Annotated in this window: 18 protein-coding genes, 2 tRNA genes, 1 rRNA gene and 1 other RNA gene; 9 read left to right on the forward strand and 13 right to left on the reverse strand. The window is 66.4% G+C overall.

All coding sequences use genetic code 11. The features are described 5' to 3' along the window. Positions 1 to 88, forward strand: a 5S ribosomal RNA gene (gene rrf / locus HNQ07_RS24575); the annotation flags it as partial. Positions 89 to 98: 10 nt separating this feature from the next. After that, positions 99 to 174, forward strand: a tRNA-Gly gene (locus tag HNQ07_RS22425). 106 nt (positions 175 to 280) lie between these two features. On the opposite strand, the gene HNQ07_RS22430 is transcribed toward HNQ07_RS22425, so the two are convergent. The 7 genes from HNQ07_RS22430 to HNQ07_RS22460 all read right to left on the reverse strand — a co-directional run bounded on the left by HNQ07_RS22430 (position 281) and on the right by HNQ07_RS22460 (position 5798). Continuing rightward, positions 281 to 499 carry a hypothetical protein gene (locus tag HNQ07_RS22430; RefSeq protein WP_184116001.1) on the reverse strand — a complete coding sequence of 73 codons (219 nt, stop codon included), beginning with the start codon at positions 497 to 499 and terminating at the stop codon, positions 281 to 283. A gap of 73 nt (positions 500 to 572) precedes the next feature. Further along, positions 573 to 656 (reverse strand) — tRNA-Leu (locus HNQ07_RS22435). 83 nt (positions 657 to 739) lie between these two features. After that, positions 740 to 1087, reverse strand: a transfer-messenger RNA (tmRNA) gene (gene ssrA, locus HNQ07_RS22440). A gap of 71 nt (positions 1088 to 1158) precedes the next feature. Then, positions 1159 to 3435: a C1 family peptidase gene (locus HNQ07_RS22445; RefSeq protein ID WP_184116003.1), complete on the reverse strand. Its 2277-nt coding sequence runs from the start codon at positions 3433 to 3435 to the stop codon at positions 1159 to 1161. 86 nt (positions 3436 to 3521) lie between these two features. Continuing rightward, complete coding sequence (locus HNQ07_RS22450) at positions 3522 to 4250, reverse strand: PHP-associated domain-containing protein (RefSeq protein WP_184116076.1); 729 nt, start codon at positions 4248 to 4250, stop codon at positions 3522 to 3524. A 125-nt stretch (positions 4251 to 4375) separates the two neighbouring features. Continuing rightward, a complete protein-coding gene (locus tag HNQ07_RS22455; RefSeq protein ID WP_184116005.1) occupies positions 4376 to 5365 on the reverse strand; it encodes a diacylglycerol/lipid kinase family protein in 990 nt (329 codons plus the stop codon). Positions 5366 to 5429: 64 nt separating this feature from the next. Beyond that, a complete protein-coding gene (locus HNQ07_RS22460; protein WP_184116007.1) occupies positions 5430 to 5798 on the reverse strand; it encodes a hypothetical protein in 369 nt (122 codons plus the stop codon). A 34-nt stretch (positions 5799 to 5832) separates the two neighbouring features. Here HNQ07_RS22460 and HNQ07_RS22465 point away from each other — a divergent pair, with 34 nt between their 5' ends. Together HNQ07_RS22465 and HNQ07_RS22470 are read left to right on the forward strand one after the other, a co-directional pair. After that, positions 5833 to 6720 carry a diacylglycerol/lipid kinase family protein gene (locus tag HNQ07_RS22465; RefSeq protein ID WP_229832321.1) on the forward strand — a complete coding sequence of 296 codons (888 nt, stop codon included), beginning with the start codon at positions 5833 to 5835 and terminating at the stop codon, positions 6718 to 6720. Continuing rightward, entirely contained in the window at positions 6717 to 7346 is a 630-nt protein-coding gene (locus HNQ07_RS22470) for a phosphatase PAP2 family protein (RefSeq protein WP_184116011.1), read from the forward strand. The genes HNQ07_RS22465 and HNQ07_RS22470 overlap by 4 nt, the downstream gene beginning before the upstream one ends. Positions 7347 to 7358: 12 nt before the next feature. Here HNQ07_RS22470 and HNQ07_RS22475 read toward each other — a convergent pair whose 3' ends face one another. The 5 genes from HNQ07_RS22475 to HNQ07_RS22495 all read right to left on the reverse strand — a co-directional run bounded on the left by HNQ07_RS22475 (position 7359) and on the right by HNQ07_RS22495 (position 16393). Beyond that, entirely contained in the window at positions 7359 to 8081 is a 723-nt protein-coding gene (locus tag HNQ07_RS22475; RefSeq protein WP_184116014.1) for an SDR family oxidoreductase, read from the reverse strand. A gap of 100 nt (positions 8082 to 8181) precedes the next feature. Further along, positions 8182 to 11298: an HD domain-containing protein gene (locus HNQ07_RS22480; RefSeq protein WP_184116016.1), complete on the reverse strand. Its 3117-nt coding sequence runs from the start codon at positions 11296 to 11298 to the stop codon at positions 8182 to 8184. 16 nt (positions 11299 to 11314) lie between these two features. Continuing rightward, the gene (locus HNQ07_RS22485) at positions 11315 to 14353 is read right to left on the reverse strand and encodes an adenosylcobalamin-dependent ribonucleoside-diphosphate reductase (protein WP_184116026.1); all 3039 of its coding nucleotides are present in this window, start codon (positions 14351 to 14353) and stop codon (positions 11315 to 11317) included. A 298-nt stretch (positions 14354 to 14651) separates the two neighbouring features. Continuing rightward, a complete protein-coding gene (locus tag HNQ07_RS22490) occupies positions 14652 to 15632 on the reverse strand; it encodes an NAD(P)H-dependent glycerol-3-phosphate dehydrogenase (RefSeq protein ID WP_229832324.1) in 981 nt (326 codons plus the stop codon). After that, positions 15629 to 16393, reverse strand: coding sequence for a class I SAM-dependent DNA methyltransferase (locus tag HNQ07_RS22495; protein ID WP_184116030.1), 765 nt, complete (start codon positions 16391 to 16393; stop codon positions 15629 to 15631). Before HNQ07_RS22495 ends, HNQ07_RS22490 begins: the two co-directional genes overlap by 4 nt. A gap of 232 nt (positions 16394 to 16625) precedes the next feature. Here HNQ07_RS22495 and HNQ07_RS22500 point away from each other — a divergent pair, with 232 nt between their 5' ends. Next, positions 16626 to 17090 carry a hypothetical protein gene (locus tag HNQ07_RS22500; protein WP_184116032.1) on the forward strand — a complete coding sequence of 155 codons (465 nt, stop codon included), beginning with the start codon at positions 16626 to 16628 and terminating at the stop codon, positions 17088 to 17090. A gap of 71 nt (positions 17091 to 17161) precedes the next feature. Here the strand turns inward: HNQ07_RS22500 and HNQ07_RS22505 are convergent, their stop codons facing one another. Then, positions 17162 to 17710, reverse strand: a complete 549-nt coding sequence (locus tag HNQ07_RS22505) for a DUF1802 family protein (protein WP_184116034.1) — start codon at positions 17708 to 17710, stop codon at positions 17162 to 17164. Between the two features lie 386 nt (positions 17711 to 18096). Between HNQ07_RS22505 and dnaB the strand changes: the two genes are divergently transcribed. The 4 genes from dnaB (at position 18097) to HNQ07_RS22525 (ending at position 21239) form a co-directional block, all read left to right on the forward strand. Continuing rightward, positions 18097 to 19443 (forward strand): replicative DNA helicase, encoded by a 1347-nt coding sequence (gene dnaB / locus HNQ07_RS22510; RefSeq protein WP_184116036.1) that lies wholly within the window; start codon positions 18097 to 18099, stop codon positions 19441 to 19443. After that, a complete protein-coding gene (locus HNQ07_RS22515; protein ID WP_184116037.1) occupies positions 19443 to 20123 on the forward strand; it encodes an NUDIX domain-containing protein in 681 nt (226 codons plus the stop codon). Before dnaB ends, HNQ07_RS22515 begins: the two co-directional genes overlap by 1 nt. Positions 20124 to 20269: 146 nt before the next feature. Next, entirely contained in the window at positions 20270 to 20473 is a 204-nt protein-coding gene (locus HNQ07_RS22520; RefSeq protein ID WP_184116038.1) for a hypothetical protein, read from the forward strand. Between the two features lie 31 nt (positions 20474 to 20504). Further along, complete coding sequence (locus HNQ07_RS22525) at positions 20505 to 21239, forward strand: SDR family NAD(P)-dependent oxidoreductase (protein ID WP_184116039.1); 735 nt, start codon at positions 20505 to 20507, stop codon at positions 21237 to 21239. The last annotated feature ends 8 nt before the right edge of the window (positions 21240 to 21247 follow it).

Consider the following 21247-nt stretch of genomic DNA (forward strand, 5'->3'; position numbering starts at 1 on the left):
CCATCCCATGCCGAACTGGGTCGTGAAACGAGTCCGCGCCAATGATACTCGGCTGGCAGCAGCCCGGAAAAGTCGGTCAGTGCGGGGGTTTTTTTATTGCGGGAGTAGCTCAGCTGGTAGAGCACTACCTTGCCAAGGTAGATGTCGCGAGTTCGAATCTCGTCTCCCGCTCCAGAATTCAGGACCCCCCCTCACACGAGGGGGGCTTTTGTTGTGCCCACGCCACGGATAAAGCAGCCGCCCCCAGGCTTGAACTGGGGGCGGCTGCTTTCGTGTCATTTCAACGCTTGAAAAGCTTGCGCATCGCGCTCCAGGGCGACCCTGCCTTGTCCTCAGGGACAGCTTCGGCCCGCGGCTCCGGCTGGGCAGCCACAGTGGGCAGCCGCTCAGCACGCCCGGACAGGTCCTGCCCGATGTCCGGGGTGTCCTTCTCCATCTCGACATCGTCCCAGTCCAGAATGGGTTTGCTGTTGTGGCGTCCGAGGCCGGTCGAGGTCATACGTCCATGATGCGGAGGGCTTTGGATCAGAACTCTTACAACGCCCCCACCCGAACAGGGGTGGGGGCGAGCGTGGTGCCGAGAGCGGGACTTGAACCCGCACGGGTTGCCCCGGCCGATTTTAAGTCGGATGCGTCTACCGTTCCGCCATCCCGGCCCTACCCGAGCTGGGCGCGGCCAGTATAGGACACGCCGCCCCGCCCGTGGGCGCAAAAAAACCCCGCCTTGGGGCGGGGCAGGTGGTGGAGGTGGGCGGAGTCGAACCGCCGTCCAAGAGTCCGTTCAGCGTGCGTCTACGTGTGTATCCCTCTGTTTGATTGTCGGGCCGCCGCTCACCAGAGGGCGGGTTCTCGTCGGCCGTATCTCCACTTCGTTTCGCCTACCGCTATGGAGCCTCGCGTCGGCTAGCCTTCTTTTATTGCAGTTCGCGCCGCGCCAAAGGCCGGGCTAGACGGTCACTGTCTCACTTAAGCAGCGAGAGCGTAGTTCTGTTCGCCAGTTAATGGCTTTGCCGTTTGTTAACGAGGCCAACGGCACCTCGACACGCAGCAGCGCCTGCAGTTCCCCTGTCGAAACCGGGTCACCCCCAGAAGCGCACTGGATTTCTCCAGTCCGACCACTCTACCAAATGCGCGCTGACGGCACATTGACCAATTCCACTATGTTCCGCGCGGGGCCTTGCGGCGGCGCCGTGGCGGGGGCGGCAAATCGCCGGGCTCCTTCACCGGCGTCCAGCCGTTGCGGAGCATGCGGTCGACGATCACGCGGCCGGAGCTGGGCGCGGCCACCTCGTCCACCTGAGGGTTCGACGGCACCGGGGGCGGCGGCGGGCTGAGCGGACGTTCCCCCACGCGGGGCGGAGCGGCCAGACCGGGGGCCGGAGCGGCGCCCGCGACGGGTGGGCCGCCCGCGGGCCGGGGTGCAGCGACGGGATCTCCAGCGGCAGAGACTGTTGGGTTCAGGGCGGCGTTCGGAGTGTAGTCGCGGCCGTTCACCGCCTGCTGGTTCAGGATGCGCAGCAGCACGGACGTCATGGTGGGCTTGTCGTCGTCGAAGGCGCCGTGCGCGCGGGCATCCGTCAGGGCGTCCGCCTGGGTGGCGCTGCCGCGCGACACGCACACCACCCCCAGATCCTGGAAGGTGTCCGCCAGGGTCTGTCCGCCCGGCAGCAGGGGCCGCGTGTGGTACTTCGCCATGCCGAGCAGCGGCGTCTCGGTGCCCGGCGTTTCCAGCGCGCGGGCCACGAGGTACAGCAGGGACTTGTGGTACGGCGTGATGCCCGCGTACGAGCACGTGTCGTCCAGCTCGTCCTGCTCGGTCAGGGTAAACAGGGCAAAGCGCTCCACGTCTGCGGCCGGCCCGCCCAGATGTGGCAGCACGACGTCCGCGAACTCCTGCACGGTCATGGCCGGGGCGAGAAACTGCACCGACTCGGCCCGCAGCTGGCGTTCCGCGAGCCGCGCGAGGAGTGCGCCGACCATCACGCTGCCCGCGCTGTGCCCGACGAGGTGCACGCGCAGCGGCCGGGTGCGGTACGTCTCGCTGCCCGCCGCCTGCGCGAGCAGATCGAGGAGCTGCGTGCCGCCCGCCTCGTCGGTGGCGTCGCCGGCAGCGCGGGCGTTGGCCTTCATCTCCTGCCACAGCCAGCGGATCAGGCGGCCCGCGACGCCCTCGACCATGCGGTCGAAGCCCTCCACGAGTTCCTGCCCCAGCCCGCCGGCCGGAAGCCGCAGGCCCAGGCTGCTGGCCAGCTGCGAATACAGCGTCTCGCCCGGCCCGCTCTGCCACGCCAGCGTGATGGGATACACGCCGCTGTTGAGCCACCAGTTCAGGTGCTCCTGGGCGCCCACCAGCCCGTCGCGCTCGCTGACCAGCCCGCCGTGCGCGTACAGCACCACATGTGCCTCCTGCTGCGTGGCGTGGAAGGCCTGCATGTGCTCCACGACGTCCCGCAGCTGTGCGGGCGTGCTCACGAAGCGGCCGCTGTCGCTCAGGCGCCCGCCCGCGCCGAGGTTCACCACGTACCGCGACAGGCGCTCAAGTTCCGGGCCCGGCACCGCGACCAGCGTGCCGCCCGCCGCCCGCACGTCGTTCTCCCAGCCGCTCACGTACAGCTTCGCGGCGGGCACGCCGGGCCGCGCGACCCACGCGTCGTACGCGCTCTCCAGCCAGTCCTCGTAGGGCAGCACCGCGAAGCCCCGGTCGCCCCACGCGGCTCCCCAGGAGTTCTGCACCACGAAGCCGATCTCGTTGTAGCCGACCAGGGCGTAGGCGTGGCCGCCGAGCGGCGCGTCGCTCACCGCGCGGTCGATCACGTGCAGCGTCCGGGCGCCCCGCTGCATGACCGCCGGCCGCTGCCAGCCCGCGTGGATGGTGCCGGACGCCGCGACCGCATTCAGCTCCGTGATGGCGGACTGCATGTCGTCCAGTCGTCGCGGGTTCACGCGGTAGAACGCGCCCAGCGGCATGGCCGCCGCGTGACGCCGCACGTCGTCCGTGTCGAGGTTCAGGTCCGTCTGCAATTCCGGCCACTCGCGGGTGCTGAGCACGCCGTGGTGAAACCAGCCCTTGAGCGCCCCGCGCAGGGACGACCCGGCGTCGGCGGTGCCCGGGAACTCGTCGTAGCGGCGGGCCAGCGCGTACAGCATGTACGGACTCGCCTGTTCATCCGGGCTGAGCGTGACGCGCTTGCGGCGCGGCGTTCGCCTGGCGGCTGCGCGGGCAGTGTTGATCACGGCGGCCAGCGCGTGCCCGGTGCACGACTGCCCCACCTGTGTGAGCACCAGCGCGTCCAGATCCGGCTCCAGCCGCTCGGGCAGCAGCGGGATCTTGGGCCGGTACGGCAGGTCGCGGGCGTCGAACACGTCCGGCTTGACCTGCAACGTGAAGGCCTGCGCGCCCACCTGGATCTCTCCGTCCTCCACCATCTTCGGCATGCCGGCTCCCTGGCGCACCGGGAACTCTCGGGGCGCGCCCTGTCATGCTGCCCGGCCAGGCATGACCGGCCCGTGATCGGGGACGCTCAGTCGCGGCGGAACTGCTGGTTGAAGAATCGCCACTGCTTGCGCCCGTAGGCGTAGACCGGGTGCGTCCACTTGCCGGCGACCGTGCCCTCGCGCAGCGCGGCCAGCAGCGCGGCGGGCGAGTCCACCGTGCGGAAGGGCGTCTCTACCCACGCCTCGCCGATGTCGCGCAGGGTGTGGGCGTCGCTGCCGGCACACGTGGGCAGCCGGCGCGCCCGCGCCCACTCGTCCGCCGTGTGGTTCCAGCGGTGTTGCGACAGGCGCGAGTTGAAGGTCTCCACGATGTCGATGTGGTCGGCGATCCGCACGGTCGCCTCGGGCCGCAGGCGGTAGCGCTTGAGGGGATCGAAGCCGTGCTGGAGCATCACCAGACCGCCCTGCGCCTTGATCTCGCGCACGGTGTCCTCCGGCGTGAGCCCCGGCGGGATGCGCTCGTGCAAAAAGAGCCCGATGAGTTCGCCCTCGCTGGTCGTGATCTCCTCGCCCGGCACGACGCTCAGGCGGTCCGCGAGACCCATGTCCGCGACGATGGCCTGGAGTTCCGGGCCGCCGCGCTGCTGGTCGTGGTCCGTGACCGCGATCACGCGGGTGTTCGTGCGCAGCATCCACCCGGGGATGTCGCGCAGCGCGGTGCGGCAGTCGTGGCTGACCGCCGTGTGGCAGTGCAGGTCCATGCGCATGACCTGCACGCCCTGGCGCCACACGACGTTGTTCTGCAGACCCCGCATGGTGTGCGGCGGGCGGCCCAGCACCTTGCCCACGAAGTCCTGCGCCTGGTGCACCACCGACACCGGCATGGGCGTGGTGCGGCGCGCGGCCGTCACGTCCGGCGATCGCCGCGGGCCGGAGCGGGTCATGGCGTGTCCGCCGCGGCGGGAGCGGCCACCGGCACCAGCACCTGCACGGCGCCCGGCCAGCACTCCACGCGCACCGTGCCGACCGCGCCCTGCTCGCCTGCCCGCACCTCGCCGTCCACGTGGAAGGCCTGTCCGTGGTACGGAATCTCGATGACGCGCGCGCGGTCGCTGCGCACGCTGGGCAGCGCCTCGAAGTCGTCGCGGGCCAGGGCCGCCAGGTACGTGAGCATGCCGTCGCGGTGGTCGGCGTCGATGCGGATCACGTCCAGCAGGCCGTCCGACGTGTCGGCGTTCGTCGCCAGCCGCAGCCGGGGGCCGGTCGCCCGCGTGTTCAGGATCTCCAGCAGGGCGTAGGGGGTCTCGTCGGGTTCCGGCGTGCCGTCCAGGGTCAGCTGGATCGGCGCCGGGTCGAAGGTCGACAGCGCGCTGCCCAGCGCCTGCACGGCGCGCAGCGGGCTCTTGCCGTCGTCCGGGTTGTACTCCGCGAGCACCTCCGCGAAGGCCCCGCAGCCGCAGGCCTCCAGAAAGACGTCCTCGCCCCACGGCGCGGTCACGCGGCCCAGGTCGAAGGGCTGCACCTGCGCGCCCCGGTACCCGGCGATCACGTCCAGCGGTTCGCCCTGGATGCCCAGCGTGCGCCCGATGTTGTTCGCGGTGCCCATGGGGATGATGCCCAGGATCACGCCCTCCCGCCCCGCGAGGTGCATCGTCGCGGCGCGGATGGTGCCGTCGCCACCCGCCACGAACACCGTGCCCTCCACCTCGCGCAGCGCGTGCACGAGGTCGTCCTCGGAGTCCGTCGCGCGGTACACCGGGCGGTACCCGAGCTGGTGCAGCGCCTCGACGAGGTGGTCCGGGCTGCTGCGCTCGCTGCCGCCGGCCCGGGTGTTGTAGATCAGGGTCGCCTCGGTCGTGGGCAGCGTGTCGCCGCCGGGCACCACGCCGGGTTCGGGGGCGACTCCGGGAGCGGCGTCGTGTAGGGTCATGGCGCCACTGTACGCACTGCCCTCCCGGCCCGCCTTGAGGAAACCGTGAACGGATGGGCTGCCCTCAGGCCGCGCCCCCGGCTTCCTCGTGCTGCCGCCGCAAGGCCGCCCAGTCCTCGTACGCCAGGGCGGGCAGCAGCGCGAAGCTGCCCACGAACAGAGATGCGATGGCTGCCGGAACGCGCACGGCCGTGCGGCCGTTCAGGACCAGATACAGCGCGCCCAGGGTGGACAGCGCCCCGATGTCCATGAACATGATCCGCGTGAACGCGCTGCGTTTCAGGGCGCCCCGCGTGCCCAGGTCGCCCGGCCGCGCGCGCCCGAGCACGGCGGTGAGCACCAGCATGAGCAGCAGCGCGCCGTACAGGCGAATCCGGTCGGCCGACGGGTGGCGGTAGCGTTCGGCAGAGCGCTGGATGGACGCAGGGTTCATACGCCAGCGTACTGCCGCGCTCTACAGTGCGGCGATGATCCCGGCCACGCTGATCTACAACGCCGGCGGCGGCAGCAGCCACCGCGCTCCGCTGGATGAACTGCTGGCCGCGCTGCAAGGCGCCGGGTACGACGCCCGGCACCGGCCCACGGCGCACGAGGACGACGTGCCGCGCGTGCTGGACGGCGTGACCGGCCCGGTGTTCGTGGCGGGCGGCGACGGCACCTTCCGCGCCGCCGCGCTGGCCCTGGCCGGACGGCCGGACGTGACGGTGGGCGTGATTCCGCTGGGCACGTCGAACAACGTGGCGGTCACGCTGGGCCTGAGCGGCGCGCCGCTGGACGTGGCCCGCGCGTACGCGGGCGCCGCCGCGCGGCCCTTCGACGCCGGGTGCGTGACTGCTCCGTGGGGCGAGGACGTGTTCTTCGAGGCCTGCGGCTGCGGCGTGTTTGCGGATGTGCTGCACGCCTACGACCCCGACGCCCCCAAGAGCCCGCTGCGCGCCGTACAGGCGCTGCTGGACACCCTGCCGCGCTTCACGCCCACGGACCTCGACGTGACCGTGGATGGCCAGCCGCACCCCGGCCCCGCGCTGGCCCTGCTGGAAGTGATGAACATCCGCGCGACCGGCAACTCCATGCGCCTGGCGCCGAACGCGCACCCCGGCGACGGCCGCCTGAACCTGATCCGCGTGAACGGCGAGCAGCGCGACTCGCTGCTGGCGTACGGCGCGGCCCTGCTGCGCGGCGACTTCGACACCCTGCCCAGCGTGAGCGAGACGCCGCTGAGCACCGTGCAGATCCCGTACGCCGGGCAGGTGTTCCATGTGGACGGCGAGACGCGCCCCGAAGGGCCGCCCGGCGGCACCGTGGACGTCCGCGTGTGGCCCGCCGCGCTCCAGGTGCTCGCGCCCCGCGCATGACGCGCCCGCTGCTGGCCGGCGCGCTGACGGCGCTGCTGCTGGTGCTGGTCCTGACCGCCGCCGTGGTGGCCGGCGCGGCGCTGCCCTTCGACCGGCCGCTGAGCGTGTGGCTGCACACGCACGCCACCCCGCCGGACGTGACCGGCGCGGACGTGCTGAACGTGACGGGCACGCTGGCCGTCGTGGTGCCCGGCACGCTGGTCGTGGCCGCGCTGCTCGCCGCCCGGCATCGCCGCCGGCACGCGCTGACGCTGCTGGGCGGCATGGGCGCCACCCTGGCCGCGCAACTCGCCCTGAACGCCGCCGTCCACCGGCCCCGGCCCACGCTGTACCCGCATCTGGTCGCCGCGCCGGGCCTGTCGTACCCCAGCGGGCACGCCGCCCTGGCCGCCGCGCTGGGCACCCTGGCCGCCGCCGTGGCGTGGCGCACCCGCTGGCGCTGGCCCACCGTGATCCTCGCCGCCGCGTACGCGCTGGCGATGGGCGCCGCCCGTGTCCTGCTGGCGGTGCACAACCCCAGCGATGTGCTGGGCGGGTGGCTGCTCGGGCTCGGCGTGGGGCTGCTCGCCGCGTGGGTGGGGGAGACGTGGCGCCGTACACGCCGGGCAGGGTTGCCGCTCCCGTAGGACGCTCCGTGCTTACGCCGGTTTCAGCCGCCGCCGCACGCTCTCTGCATAGACCTCGGCGTCGCCACTCTGCACCGCCTGCACGATCAGGCCGCCCACATACTCGGCGCTGTCGCCCTGCACGTACGCCGCCGCACGCTTCGGGTCGCTCTGCACGGAGTTGTGCCCGAAGTCCGTGGCGGTCATGCCCGGATGCACCAGACTGACCGTGATGCCCAGCGGCCGGAACTCCTCGCGGGCGATCAGGGTCAGGTTGTTCAATGCGTGCTTGGTGCTGGAGTACGGCGCCAGCCCCGGCACCAGCATCTTGGTCGTGCCGGAACTGATGTTCACGATGGTCCCCGACCCCTGCGCCGTCATGATCGGCAGCACCTGCTGCATGGCATTCAGCACGCTCACCACGTTCAGTTCCAGCAACTCGCGGTACTCGGCCAGCCCCGCCTGCGCCACCGGCACGTGCATGCCCCGCCCCGCGTTGTTCACCAGCACGTCAATCCGTCCGTAGTGCGCGTGCGTCTGCGCCACCATGCGCGCCACCGAGTTCTCGTCGAGCATGTCGGTCGGCACGGCCAGCGCGTCCGGCAGCCGGGCGGCCAGCTCGCGCAGCTTGTCCTCGGAGCGGGCGGCCAGCGCCACCTTCGCCCCCTGCGCCGCAAACGCCTCCGCCGCCGCAAGGCCAATGCCGGAGGACGCGCCGGTGATGATGACGACTTTGCCGGAGAAGAAGGAGGTCATAGGAGGAGGGTAGCATCAGCGTTGCTCACCAATTCATTTTGCAGGATCGCCATGTAGCTCATCGCTATTTACAGGGGGAGTCGGCCGGGATAGTGCCATCTCACTGCCAACTAGCGCCGAAAAATCGTGAAGTGAACGATTTCGTCCGTCGGCCTATATAAACCACCCCTTCCCCTAGATCAATTAACGAATCCATAATTCGATTGGCGGTTCCCTCCATATTCTGATACGGGATTCTCCTGCTCAGCGTATCTAAAAGCTCGGATCTATCTATTCGGGAGTAGTCACTCATGAGTATGCTTGAGTATGTTGAAAGTATAATATACGCTGAGTTAATATCTGTTTCGCTGGTGGAGATTTCAATTTGCGTAATCAATTCTCTCAAATGGTCGGCTATTTTACATTCTCTGATGATATAATAGTAATCGTTGCTTGAAACAATTTTTATCTTTTCGCCACCCGAAATATCAATGGTCGAATTTGGGGCGATCACGAGAAATTTATCTTTGTTGGCTCTGCCATTACCAGTCCTGGCAACAATATTAACTAATTTCCTGAAACCGGCATCGGATATATTTATCCAACTACTGTCAGAACCATCGGAGCGAGTCCAAGAAATGTTTACTCTTTCTATTTCGCTATATATCTTTACCTTGGAGATTTGCCTGTCTGAGAATACATTGTTTATTTTACCGGAGTCCTGCAAATAAGTGGTTGGAACTACTATGTCGGGAATAGGCGGAAAATCGCCGAGGCTCTTGAGAATCTTCGAGGCGGAGTAGCTATTATATAGATTTCTTGATAAGTAGTTTACTGAATCTATCATATCCCATAGGATCGTCCATATTTCGCTATGTTTCCTAACCTCGTTTATCGATACCAGCGTTCTCTCCTCGCCATTGTCAAGTAGTATGCCGTTGATTTCCCTGATGGCCTTCTTAAGCAAGTCTGTTCTGATTGGAACTACTTGAAATGAAGGAGACTCACTAAGCTGATTCATCATAGATCGTGCGTCGGTGGCGGCTTGAGTTAATGAGACCTTTTTATTATTGGACATCTCTCTGATTTCTTTATTGACGTGTTCCGAGTAGGAGGAATATATCTTCATTAGAGAAGACTCAAGCTCTGGCGTGATCTCGAAATCTGATCGGGCGACGTTCGTTTTTGGAGCATTCTCTCCGGTAAAGTTGGCCAATGCTATGAAGACATTGTTCTTGTATCCGGGGGTTCCAGATGAAACAAAGACCCCTTCAACAAACGTGCCTAATTGCACAGACTCATTACGCTGTCTTTGCTGATATCCGACGAATTCCCATTGTTGTCCCCATTTATTCCATGAAACAGCATAAGAGATATCCAAACCTTTTTCTGTATGTGAGATTATTTTCATATCTCCGTGTACGAGCTCCTCCTCTGGTACATTGTCTTTCGCGAGTGGGTATCCTTGGTCAGTGAGCAAGTCTTGTACAGCTTCACGGGTCGAATTAAATCCAATACGTTCCAGACCGCCTTCATCGTGATAAATTATTTCACAGTACGGAAACATAATCCATTTTTGTACCAATTGCTTAAAATCATATTTTCGCAGGGAAGGCCTAATGAGCATTTTAATGAGCGTTCCTGATTCGGAAAGCTTTTCTGCCCCTAAGTCATTTCTATCAACATCTCTTACTAGATAGTCTGATTGAGCGTCGCTTAATTTTAAATTCCTTACAGTATCTTTTCTTCCCGTCGTCGTATAGACTTCCACATCATCGCTTATCATAAAGCACGACAAAACACCAATACCAAATCTTCCTATTGGTGAAAAATTGGGGTATTTTTTCTTAAATTCCGGAACTTGATATTTGCTTGATCCCGCTTTTAAGAAGTAGCTTTCTATCTCATCTTGCGACATGCCAACGCCGTTGTCGAGGATCTGCAACACTCCAGATTCGGCATCCCAAAATATGTCGATCCTCGGGGCATATGGAGTTTCGGACAATGAAAGAATGTGCGCGTTCAATTTTACTGCATCGAGGCCGTTTTGTATCAGTTCCCTTAGGGAGACGCTTATATCGTTATATAGAGTTTGGCCGGTCAACAATTTTAATATCTTGTTTTGATCAAGAGTAAAACTGAGCTGCTTTGGGTGAAATCCTCTGGTAGATATTTTTGAGGCATCAATATATCTCCACTCAAATTTAATATTTAGTCCAAACTTTTCCTTTGACCTTTTGATCCATTCATAACATAATTCAATTTCTGACCTTAAATATGAAATATATCTTTGGAGGTCAAAATACGCCTGTGGATCTTTGAATTCCGCCCTTATTTCAATAGTGTCTTGTGGCTTTTTAGCCTGTATCTCGTCTTGTGTAAGTGGTTTGGGCCTTATCGAAGTTACCGCATTCTGTTTCAGCCATTCCCGTTTTGAATATGGATTTTTAGGGTCAATTATTCGGAATTGGATAGTCGGAGCCCTTTCGCCTGTAACATGAAGTAGATCGACTGTCCTGAGTATGACTGCGCAATACTGTAGATTGGCCGACTCATGGGGCGTATGGCCATATGGCTTTGAAACCTCAAATTGATCTGTGTCGCTGATATCAGACAGATGATGGCTCTCGCACAGCAGAGCTACATCATCTCTGACGTTTTCGTTCACTTTACTAAGAAGTAGATTGACCTCTTTTAGTTGGGAAACACAATATCCTAAGTCTAATGAGCTGTCGTTTTGTATCCATCTCTTAATCCTCTTTGCGTGACCACCTCTTACGAACTCTTGGTAAACATATTTTTCTCTCTCAAGGTCATCTGGATATATTTTATTCAAATTTACATTATAATCTTCGCTGCTTTCGTCTAAAACTAGAAACGATTCTCTGAATGAAGGAAAATCTGATGCGTGCCTTTTGTCAAATTCCTCTCTTGTTACAAGCATGCCAAGATCGTGCAAGTAAATACTGAGAGTGATCATCATATAATCAGCTGGAGTTAGAAGCTTCCTTGTTTCGAAATCGATTAGCCAATCTGCTATTTCGAGCATCCTATTTATGTGCCCAATATCGTGAATGGTATATTCTTCAAATATATGGCCGCGCCCTATAAGATTTAGGAGTGCGGCCAAATCATTTTTTATGCCTTGAAGATTAATGTTGGAAAAGGCCGGCAAATTCTGGGCTTTCAGCGCCTGAGACTCGCATAGGCTCGACAAGCTCTGATTCGGTAGGGTCACACAGCCAATTTACACCTTAGCCACACTTGCTATATCCGCAGGCTTGGCATTTCAGGCATCCCTCTTCCCGAATCACGGCCTTCTCCTCGCACACGGGGCAGCGTTCGCGGCTCATGCCGTCCATGCTGCTCACGCTCACGCCCGTGGGCGCACTGGCAGGGGCGGGCGCGCTGCTGGCACCGGCCAGGGGCGGAAGCTGCGCGGCCTCCATGTCCTTCTGGAAGGTCTCCAGCGCGACCGCGATCAGGTCGGCCTTGCTGCCCACCAGTCGGCCGTTGTAGCTGCCATACAGCCCGCCGTTGATGCCGCGCATGGTCTTGATCAGCGCGCTGGCCGGAACGCCGTGCTGGAGGGCGATGGACACCACGCGGCCCAGCGCCTCGCTGTCGGCGTTCGCCTCGTCGCCCGCGCGGCCGGAGATCACCATGACCTCGACCGGCTTGCCGTTCAGGTGGTTCACCGTGACCAGGAACGACCGCCGGTGCCCGCTGGTGGGGTCGGTCAGCTTGACCATGTCCGTGATCCCGGCGAGGCGGGCGGGCCGTTCGTACACGGGAGCCTTGGGGGTCTGCGCGGCGGGCGCCTGCGGCAGTGCGGCCACGGGGGCGGGGGCGCTCACGGGCTTCGGCTCGGCGCTCTCGACCTGCTCGCCCATGACCTCGGCGGCGGCCTGCACGGGCGTCTCTTCGGCCTTCTTCTCCTTCTTCTTGCTGGTGCTCAGCACCTGGAACTGGCGGCTGCCGTCGCGGTACACGGTGATGCCCTTGCAGCCGGTCTTGTACGCCTCGGTGTAGGCGTCCTGCACGTCCTGCACGGTGGCGTTGTTGGGCAGGTTGATGGTCTTGCTCAGGCTGTTCGCGGCCAGGCCCTCGGCGTCGAAGGCCATCTGCACGGTGCCCTGCATCCGCACATGGTCCACGGGCTTGATGTCGTGGGCACACACGAACACGCTCTGGAGCGCTTCGGGGATGAAGTTCAGGCCGACCACGCTGCCGTGGTTCTCGGACACGGCTTCCGTGACCTTGTCCCAGTCCCAGCCGCCACCTGTGCTCATGCCGCTGGGGGCGGGGTAGGTCTCCAGCAGTTCCACGAACAGCGGGGCCAGCAGGGCGCGGTACTCGCTGCCGATCTTGCGCCAGATGAACGGGCTGAATACGGGCTCGATCCCGCTGGACACGCCCATCAGCATGCTGGTGGTGCCGGTGGGGGCGACCGTCAGCACGGCGACGTTGCGGCGCGGCTCGTGGGCGATCTTGCCGCTGTTGCGGGCGTACACGGGGTACACGCCGCGCTCGGTGCCCAGACGCTCACTCTCCGCGACCGCCTCCTCGCGCAGGGCGGTCATGATGTCGTAGATGGCGTCGCGGCCGGCCTTGCTGTCGTAGCGCAGGCCCATCTTGATCAGCGCGTCCGCGAGGCCCATCACGCCCAGGCCCAGGCGGCGCAGGTCCTGCGAGGCCACGCGGTTGTCCTCCAGCGCGAACACGTTCACGTCCAGCACGTCGTCCAGGAAGCGCACGCAGGTGCGCACGTCGGCGCGGAAGCCCGCGTAGTCGAAGTCGCTGCCCTTCACGTACGCCGCGAGGTTGATCGCGCCCAGGTCGCAGGGCTCGCCCACGGTCAGGGGGATCTCGCCGCAGGGGTTGGTGCTGCGGATCTCGTAGCGCTTGCCGAGGTTCTTCAGGGCGCTGAACTCGTTCACGCGGTCGCTGAAGATCAGGCCGGGTTCGCCGGTGCTCCACGCGTGCTGCGCGATCTGGTCCCACAGCCACTTCGCGGGAATGCCGGGGCGGTCGTCGGCCGGGTCGAACAGGCCGGGCTGCGCTTCACGGTATAGGGGCACGCCGCGCGCGCCGTCCTCCTCGCGGTCCTGCAGTTCGGGCAGGGTGCCGGTGTACGCGCCGTCCTGGGGCAGCAGGTGGTACTTGCCCGGCACCTCCTGCGCGGCGATGTGCCACAGCGCGTCGCGCTGCAGGGTGTCCCAGAACTTCTCCGTGACCAGGATGCTGATGTTGAAGGTGCTGATGTCGCCCTCGGCAGCCTCGCGGTCGAGGTCCTTGGCGGTCAGGAAGTCCAGCACGTCCGGGTGCTCGATGGAGATGGTCGCCATGCCCGCGCCGCGCCGGGTGCCGCCCTGGCGCACCACGCGCAGCACCGGGGCGTACACGAAGCGCAGGGTGTTGATCGGCCCGGCGTGCTCCGCGCCGCGGTTGCTCCACTCCAGGAAGTTGTCGAAGATCTCCATCAGGAAGCTGACGGGGCCGCTGCTGGTGCCGCCGGAGCCCTTGATCGGGGCGCCTTCCGGGCGCATCTGGCTCAGGTCGATGCGGGGTTCCAGGCCCAGCTTGGCGTCCTCCGCGACCTTGCGCGCCGCGTCAATGATCCCGCCCATGTCGTCCGGCACGGCCTGCACGCCCTCGGGCAGCGCGCGCACCACCGACACGCCGTTCGCGCGGGCCAGCGCCACCAGCTCCGGGCGGATGACCTGGCCGTACACCACGCGCGTCCAGTTGCGCACCGCGACCGGCTGCTTGTCGCCGTCCGGCTGCGTGGGGGGCCGCATCAGACCCTCGATGAAGTCCTGCACGTCCGCGTGTGCGGCGGGCATGTACGCCCAGCCGCGCACGCCGGCGTCGGGGCGGCTGCCGGCGCCGCGCGGGGTGTACACGTCGAGGTTCACGCCGTTGCCGCCGCCGACCTTGGTGACCAGCGCGAGCTTCTTGGCGACTTCCATCACGCCCTCGAAGGTGCTGGGCTCATGCTCGGTGGCGCCCTGTACGAAGCAGTTCAGGACGTTGCCGTGCTGCGTGCCCGCGCCGGCCAGCACGCGGCCACCGGGGCAGAACTTCTTCTCGGCCATCAGGTCGTAGTACGCCTGCGCCCAGCCCGTCCGGGCACTTTCGGCCTCGGCGCCCGCCACCCAGTTCGCAATCCGCCAGAACATGCCGCCCAGGTCGCCGTCGCCCGCCTGCAGGTATTGCCGCTTGGCGATGTGGTGGGCGTTCTCGTCGAAGTTCGAGAGACTCTGGGCGGGCTTGTCGGACAGGGTGGTCATGGTGGGGCTCCTTGCAGGCGAAGACGAACGTGCAGGCGAAAACGAAAACGACACCCACTCCCGGGGCTCCGTGGGAAGCGGCGGGCGAACACTATGGTGCTCAGGTGAGTACGGGGGGCTTAGGCCGGGTCTGACTGTACCACCGGCCGGGGGGATGTACAAGCGCTAGTACGGTAACGCCGCCTTGAGTACAAGATGCGGTGTGACCCCGCTCCAGATGAAGAGTGCCTGAAAGTACGTGCTGGACGGAACATTTGGGCACAAGTTCACAGTTGGGGCCGGTACGGCGTGCCGGAGCCTACGCCGGCCGCTCGGCCTTGGCGTCCCGGCCCATCAGGCTCTCGATGCCCGTCTGCGGCGTCCACTCGCCCGCCGCCACCCGCGCCACCGCCCGCACGATGGGCAGGTCGTGCCCGTGCGCCTGCGCCCACGCGTCCAGCAGGCCCGCCGTACGCAGCCCCTCCACGACCTTGCCGCCCTGCGCTGTCGGCTCGCCGCGCGCGATCGCCTCGCCCGCCGCGCGGTTGCGGCTGTGGCGGCTGGTGGCCGTGGCGACCAGGTCGCCCAGGCCGCTCAGGCCGTACACGGTGTCCTCATGGGCACCCAGCGCCACCAGATAGCGGCCCATCTCGCGCAGGCCGCGCGTGATCAGCGCCGCCTTCGCGTTGTCGCCCAGGCCCAGGCCATCGCTCAGGCCCGCCGCGAGGGCCATCACGTTCTTCAGCACGCCGCCCAGTTCCACGCCGGTCTCGTCGGTGCTGGTGTAGACCCGCAGGGCCGGGGTCATCAGGGCGCGCTGCACCGCGGCGGCCAGGGCCGTGTCGTGGCTGGCGACCACCGTGGCGGCCGGCAGGCCCCGCCCGATCTCCTCGGCGTGGTTGGGGCCGCTCAGCACGGCCACGCGCGTGAAGCCCATCTCGCGTGCCAGCGCCGTCAGCGGCCCGCCGTCCGGCGCGAGACCCTTGGCGCACAGCACCACGCCCAGCGCTCGGGGCAGCTCCATCAGCAGCTCCGGCACGCCCACGCTGGGCACCACCACCAGCGCGAAGTCCGCGCCCGCGACCGCCGCGCCCAGGTCTGCCATGACCTCCACGGTGTCCGGCAGGGTCACGCCCGGCAGGTAGTCCGCGTTCACCCGCGCCGCGGCGAGCTGCGCGGCGAAGTCCGGCCGCCGCGCCCACAGCCGCACCGGGGCTGCGCCGGGCACGCGCCCCCGCGCCGCGTTCACCGCCAGCGCCGTGCCCCACCCGCCCGCGCCCAGCACCGGCAGCGGCGTCACGCCGGCGCCCACGCGAAGACCCACACGCGCGGCGTGTCCGCCGTCGGCGGCGCGTAGTCCGGGTACTCCACGATCTCGAAGCGCGCGAAGTCCAGGCCCGAGAGCAGCGGTTCCAGATCGCCCGGATCGTACCCGCGTTCGCGGTGCGTCTCGATGAATTCCTGACCGCCGCCGTCCTCGTCCAGCACGCGGCAGAACGCCTGCACCACGCCCAGGTCGGTGTCCGGCTCGTGGTGGTGCGACCAGTGGTAGTGCACCTCGCCGCCGCCCGGCAGCGGCGCCACGCCCTCCACCGCGTCGTCCTCCCACAGTTCGCGCACGCCCAGGCGGGTGTTCACGTCGAAGGCCAGCAGGCCGCCCGGGGTCAGGTGCGCCCGGCAGCGTTCCAGCGCCCGCCCCAACTCGGCCGCCGTCAGGAGGTTGTTCAAAGAGTCGAACACGCAGGTGATCACGTCGAAGCGCCGGTGCAGCTCGAAGTCGCGCAGGTCGCCCGCCACGAAGGGCACGCCCGGCACCCGCCGCCGCGCCTCCGCGAGCATCTGCGCGCTGCCGTCCAGCCCCGTCACGTCCAGGCCCGCGGCGAGCAGTTCCCGCGTGAAGCCGCCGGTGCCGCACGCCAGGTCCAGCGCCGACGCGCCCGGCACGGCCAGCCCGCCGTCGCGCGCGTAGGTCAGCACGAAGTCCGCCCAGTGGTCGTACTCCACGTCCGCCATGATCGCGTCGTACACGGCGGCCAGCGCGGTAAAGGGCTCGTGCTGCATCCCCGCGAGTATAGACGTGCACCCCGCGCGGCCGGCGCCCGCCGCGCACCTAAACGCGCCTTTACACGCGCCGTACGCCCAGCAGGCCGCCGAAAACCCCGCCGTGCTCCGGCGCCCCGTGAGCCCGCCGTGAGCCGATCCGGAACGGAACCACGGTAGCCAGCGCCACAGAGGGCCGATTAGGGTAAATCCCAGAGATCACCCATCCCAGTTCACCCAGGAGGACAGCCTCATGAAACGACTGCTCGCCATCGCTGCCATCAGTACCGTCGCCCTGAGCGCCTGCACGCTCGCCGGCAACCCGATCAAGAAGGACGTGACGGGTCAGCTGCGCGGCTTCAACGCCAACCAGAACCTCGGCCTGGCCATCATCGGCTTCAACAACGGCCAGTACACCGCCGACGGTACCGAGAGCCAGATCATCGACAAGTTCCTCACCGGCGGCTTCTCGCTCGACCTGCCCACCAACCTGCCGGTCGGCACGTACCGCGTCATCGTGTTCCGCGACGCGAACAACAATAACCGCTACGACACCGGCGACACCGTACTGTCCAAGGACAACGGCAAGCGCCTGATCTACGCCAGCAGCGACAACCAGTTCTACAACGGCACCAAGAAGGGCTGGAACCTCGTCACGACCAGCAACGGCTTCGTGCAGACCACGCTGCTGAACAACTACGACCTCGACGCGATGTAACGCCGGGCATCAGGAACCCCCGGGGGAGGCCACGCGCCTCCCCTGCCTGTTGTTGTGAGGCCGCCGGTTGGTCAGGGCGTCAGCCGCGCCGCCACGGCCGCCGCCCGCGCGGCCAGCTCCGGCTCGGGAATCACGCCCTCGCCGGCGCGCACGTTCACGTCGCCCAGCGGCACCCAGCTCACGCAGCCCAGCATGGCGGGGGTTTCCGGCAGGGCCAGCGGCTCCAGCAGCGGCCGCACGCGCAGCACCAGCACGTGCACCCACGGCTTGCCGCGGTACGCGTAGCGCCGCTCCAGGGCGCCCAGCGTCAGGGCCTGCACGTCCTCCAGGGCGCGCACCCGTTCCTCGTTCTCGACCCGGTGCACCGCCACCACCTCGGCCAGCGCCGGCACGTGCACTCGCCCCGGGTCGGGATCGGTGCGCAGCAGGGCCTTGAACTCCGGGCGCAGCTCCACCGGGTTCTGGTGCAGGAACGTGGGGTACAGCAGGAACGAGCGGTGCTCCACCCGGAAGTCGCCCTGCGTCTCCTCGATGCCGCCCTTGCGGACCAGTACCGACAGCGTGCCGGTCGTGAGCAGCTGGCACTGGGCATCCCATTCCTTGAGGGCCGTGATGGACATGCGCCGAGAATAGGCGATCCACCCCGCCCGCTTTGAGAGCGGCATTCCACGCCGACTGCGTCCGGCCGGCGGTGCCCGTTCTCAGAATGGGCGGCCCGGTCGGCACCGGAAGCACCCGTTGAGCACCGTGGCACCGGTCTTTTCCTCATGAAGCGGGAGATGAAGATCCGGCCATCTTTCACATCTGTGCGCGCGGGGCTTGCCCTTGTGCTGCTCCCCCGGGGTGGTATGCTGCCCCTCAGTTCAGTCCAGCGGCCGAGGCCCTGGCGAATGGGCTGGCGCCTCCGGGCGACTCCCCCACACTCCACCCCCACGACTCCGCCCCGCACGACGGCGCCCCCTGCGGCGGCCCGGCCACGCGGCGGACGTCCGGAAGGAAGGTCTCCTTGGAACTCACGCCGCGCGTTCCCCCGCACAGCACCGACGCCGAGATCAGCGTGCTGGGTAGCATCCTGCTCGACAACGACACCCTGAACACCCTGGGCGACTCGGTCGGGCCGGACATGTTCTACCGGGAAGGCCACCGCAAGATCTTCGCCAGCATGCGCACCCTGCAAGACCGCGGCGAACCGGTCGATCTGGTCACGCTCTCCGAGGACCTGCGCGTCAAGGGCCAGCTCGACGAGGTCGGCGGCCTGACGTACCTGATCGGCCTGTCGGACCAGGTGCCCACCGCCGCGTACGCCGAGCACTACGCCCGCATCGTGCAGGAAAAGCACACCCTGCGCCAGCTGATCAGCGCGTCCGGCAAGGCCATGCAGCTCGCCTACGACGCGGCCCTGCCGCTGGAAGATCTGCTCGACCGGGCCGAGAAGATGATCTTCGAGGTGGCCGAGCAGAAGAAGAAGGGCGAGTCGTTTGCCGACATGGGTGAGGTCGTGCACGACACCTTCGAGTACATCACCCTGCTTCACGCCAACAAGGGCATCCCGGACGGTGTGAGCAGCGGCTTTCGCGACCTCGACGAGCAGATCTCGGGCCTGCAGAAGGGCAGCCTGAACGTGCTGGCGGCGCGGCCCTCGATGGGCAAGACGGCCTTCGCCCTGTCCATCGCGCAGAACGTCGCGCTGCGCGGCGAGAAGACGGTGGCGGTGTTCAGCCTGGAGATGCCGTCGGTGCAGCTGGCGCTGCGCATGCTGTGCAGCGAGGCGCGGGTGGACATGAACCGCATCCGCTCGGGGCAGCTCAACGAGCGGGATTTCGAGCGCCTGGCGCACGCGGCGGGCCGGCTGGCCGAGGCGCCGATGGTGATCGACGACGAGGCCGACTTGACCCTGAACGGCCTGCGCAGCAAGCTCCGCCGGATCGCGGCGCAGCACGGGCAGCTGGGGCTGGTCGTGATCGACTACCTGCAGCTGATGTCGGGCGGCAAGAGCAGCGGCGGCAGCGACAACCGCCAGCAGGAGATCAGCACGATCTCGCGCGGGCTCAAGGGCCTGGCGCGCGAGATGGAGGTGCCGGTCATCGTGCTCTCGCAGCTCAGCCGCGCGGTCGAGCAGCGGCCCAACCACCGGCCGATGCTCTCGGACCTTCGCGAGTCGGGCGCCATCGAGCAGGACGCGGACATCGTGATGTTCATCTACCGCGACGAGTACTACAACAAGGAAACGGATCAGCAGGGCATCGCGGAGATCATCATCGGCAAGCAGCGCAACGGGCCCGTGGGAACGGTGAAGTTGCAGTTTCACAGCGCGCACGTGCGGTTCAACGATCTTGCGCCGGAGGGTGTGTGATGGCGGAGGATCAGGTGGCGGGACAGGGCACGTCGCAGCGGCGGCGTCGCCGGCGGCGGGGGGGCGGTCAGGGGCAGGCGCTGCGGCCCGGTCAGGTGACGAACACGACGGCCGTGCCGGTGCCGGCCGCGCCGCAGAAGCGCGGGCAGAAGCGCCCGCTGGCCGATCCGCGCATCGCGGTGGGCTGCATCGTGCTGCGCGGCGACGAGATCCTGCTGGTGCGTGAGCGGGGCCGCTGGTCGCTGCCCAAGGGCGGCCTGGAGTCCGGGGAACTCGTGCAGGACGGTGCGCGGCGCGAGACCTTCGAGGAAACGGGGATCGTGGTGGAACTGCGCGACCTGGCGTTCATCGTGGAGTTCCAGGCGCAGACGTGGGGGCACCACCTGCAGTTCTTCTACACCGGCCGCGAGGTCGGCGGCACGCTGTCGCCGCGCGATCCGGACAAGGACGTGCAGGAGGCGAAGTTCGTGCCGATCCGGCAGCTCCGGGAATTCATCCGGTTCCGGCCGCGGCTGGTGGCGCTGGAGACGTGGCTGCGCGAGCGCCGGCCCCGGCATTTCGTGTTCAACCTCGACCGCGAGCCGGCCATGCTGCGCAAGCGGCGCCGGGTGGGCGACCCGGTGGGGAGCGCGCAGGTGGTCGAGCCGGACGTGGAGCCGGACGGCGAACCCGACCTGTAACGCCGGGGAACCCGAGCGCTGCCCACCCCCGGATGTCCCGGGAGGTGGGCAGCGTGTTCGCTCCCGGTTTGGTGCTGCGCTGTACCTGCGCCCACACGGCAGCGCGGCCAGCTTGACGTGCCCACACGCTCTGCTATCATCAGAATATGAAGCGTCAATTACGTAACCAGGTGGATATCCATCCCGCCAGCGGACGCGGTTACGTCCACGTGTGCCCCACCTGCGGGCAGCCGATGACGCTGCACGACCTGCGCGACGGCGACCAAGCGTACTGGTGCCATGCGTGCGGCCGCGGCCACCGCGCGGGCGATCCGCCGCAGGGCGCGCTGCGGGAGCAGCAGGCCAGCTGAGGAGCCCGGCGCGCGCGGTATGCTGGTGGGCATGACCGGCCCCACCGCCACCGTGCCCCGCGCGGCGCTGTTCCCGACCCAGCCGCTGGCCGGGCAGGTGGTCGCCGTCACCAGCGCCGACCAGGGCTACGGGCGCCCGATCAGCGCCGCGCTGGCCCGCGCGGGCGCCAGCGTCGTCCTGATCGGCGGGAACGCCGAGACGCTGGCCGCCGCGTCCAGCAGCCTGGAGCAGCTGGGCGGCACCGCCATTCCCATCAAGGCCGACGTGGGCGTGCCGCTCGACTGGCTCAGCGCGCAAAACCGCATCCTGGAGATCTTCGGGGCGCTGCACGGCATCGTGCACCTCGCAGACAAGCGCGCCAGTTCGGACTTCACCATGCTCAGCGAGAACGAGTGGATGGACCTGTTCAACTGCAACGTCAAGAGTTCGGTGGGCATCACGCAGATCGTGCGCCGCCGCCTGCCCGGCACGTGGCTGACCATCGTCGGTCCGCACCTCGACGAGCAGGGCCTGCACGCGTTCCCGCAGCGCGGCGCCCTGCGCGCCCTGGTCGAGCAGGCACACATCGAGGACCTGCGGCTGAACCTGGTGCTGCCGTCGCGCTCCAGCAGCGGCGAGGAACTTCTGGACCAGCCGCTGGCGGACACCGTGCTCACGCTGGCGCTGCCCGGCATGACGCACCTGCGCGGCAACGTGATCGACGTGCCGCTGCCCGCCCTGCCGAAACGGCGCGTGACCGACCACCCCTACGGCCCCGGCCTGTGAGGCGCGCG

The sequence above is a fragment of the Deinococcus metalli genome (assembly GCF_014201805.1).
Classification (GTDB): Bacteria; Deinococcota; Deinococci; order Deinococcales; family Deinococcaceae; genus Deinococcus; species Deinococcus metalli.

Coding starts and splice junctions, on each gene's coding strand:
- HNQ07_RS22525 (WP_184116039.1), top strand. CDS start 20,505: ATGACCGGCCCCACCGCCACCGTGCCCCGCGCGGCGCTGTTCCCGACC.
- HNQ07_RS22455 (WP_184116005.1), bottom strand. CDS start 5,365: ATGACCCTACACGACGCCGCTCCCGGAGTCGCCCCCGAACCCGGCGTG.
- HNQ07_RS22445 (WP_184116003.1), bottom strand. CDS start 3,435: ATGCCGAAGATGGTGGAGGACGGAGAGATCCAGGTGGGCGCGCAGGCC.
- HNQ07_RS22500 (WP_184116032.1), top strand. CDS start 16,626: ATGAAACGACTGCTCGCCATCGCTGCCATCAGTACCGTCGCCCTGAGC.
- HNQ07_RS22495 (WP_184116030.1), bottom strand. CDS start 16,393: ATGCAGCACGAGCCCTTTACCGCGCTGGCCGCCGTGTACGACGCGATC.
- HNQ07_RS22475 (WP_184116014.1), bottom strand. CDS start 8,081: ATGACCTCCTTCTTCTCCGGCAAAGTCGTCATCATCACCGGCGCGTCC.
- HNQ07_RS22470 (WP_184116011.1), top strand. CDS start 6,717: ATGACGCGCCCGCTGCTGGCCGGCGCGCTGACGGCGCTGCTGCTGGTG.
- HNQ07_RS22465 (WP_229832321.1), top strand. CDS start 5,833: ATGATCCCGGCCACGCTGATCTACAACGCCGGCGGCGGCAGCAGCCAC.
- HNQ07_RS22515 (WP_184116037.1), top strand. CDS start 19,443: ATGGCGGAGGATCAGGTGGCGGGACAGGGCACGTCGCAGCGGCGGCGT.
- HNQ07_RS22430 (WP_184116001.1), bottom strand. CDS start 499: ATGACCTCGACCGGCCTCGGACGCCACAACAGCAAACCCATTCTGGAC.
- HNQ07_RS22505 (WP_184116034.1), bottom strand. CDS start 17,710: ATGTCCATCACGGCCCTCAAGGAATGGGATGCCCAGTGCCAGCTGCTC.
- HNQ07_RS22485 (WP_184116026.1), bottom strand. CDS start 14,353: ATGACCACCCTGTCCGACAAGCCCGCCCAGAGTCTCTCGAACTTCGAC.
- HNQ07_RS22460 (WP_184116007.1), bottom strand. CDS start 5,798: ATGAACCCTGCGTCCATCCAGCGCTCTGCCGAACGCTACCGCCACCCG.
- HNQ07_RS22520 (WP_184116038.1), top strand. CDS start 20,270: ATGAAGCGTCAATTACGTAACCAGGTGGATATCCATCCCGCCAGCGGA.
- HNQ07_RS22450 (WP_184116076.1), bottom strand. CDS start 4,250: ATGCGGGGTCTGCAGAACAACGTCGTGTGGCGCCAGGGCGTGCAGGTC.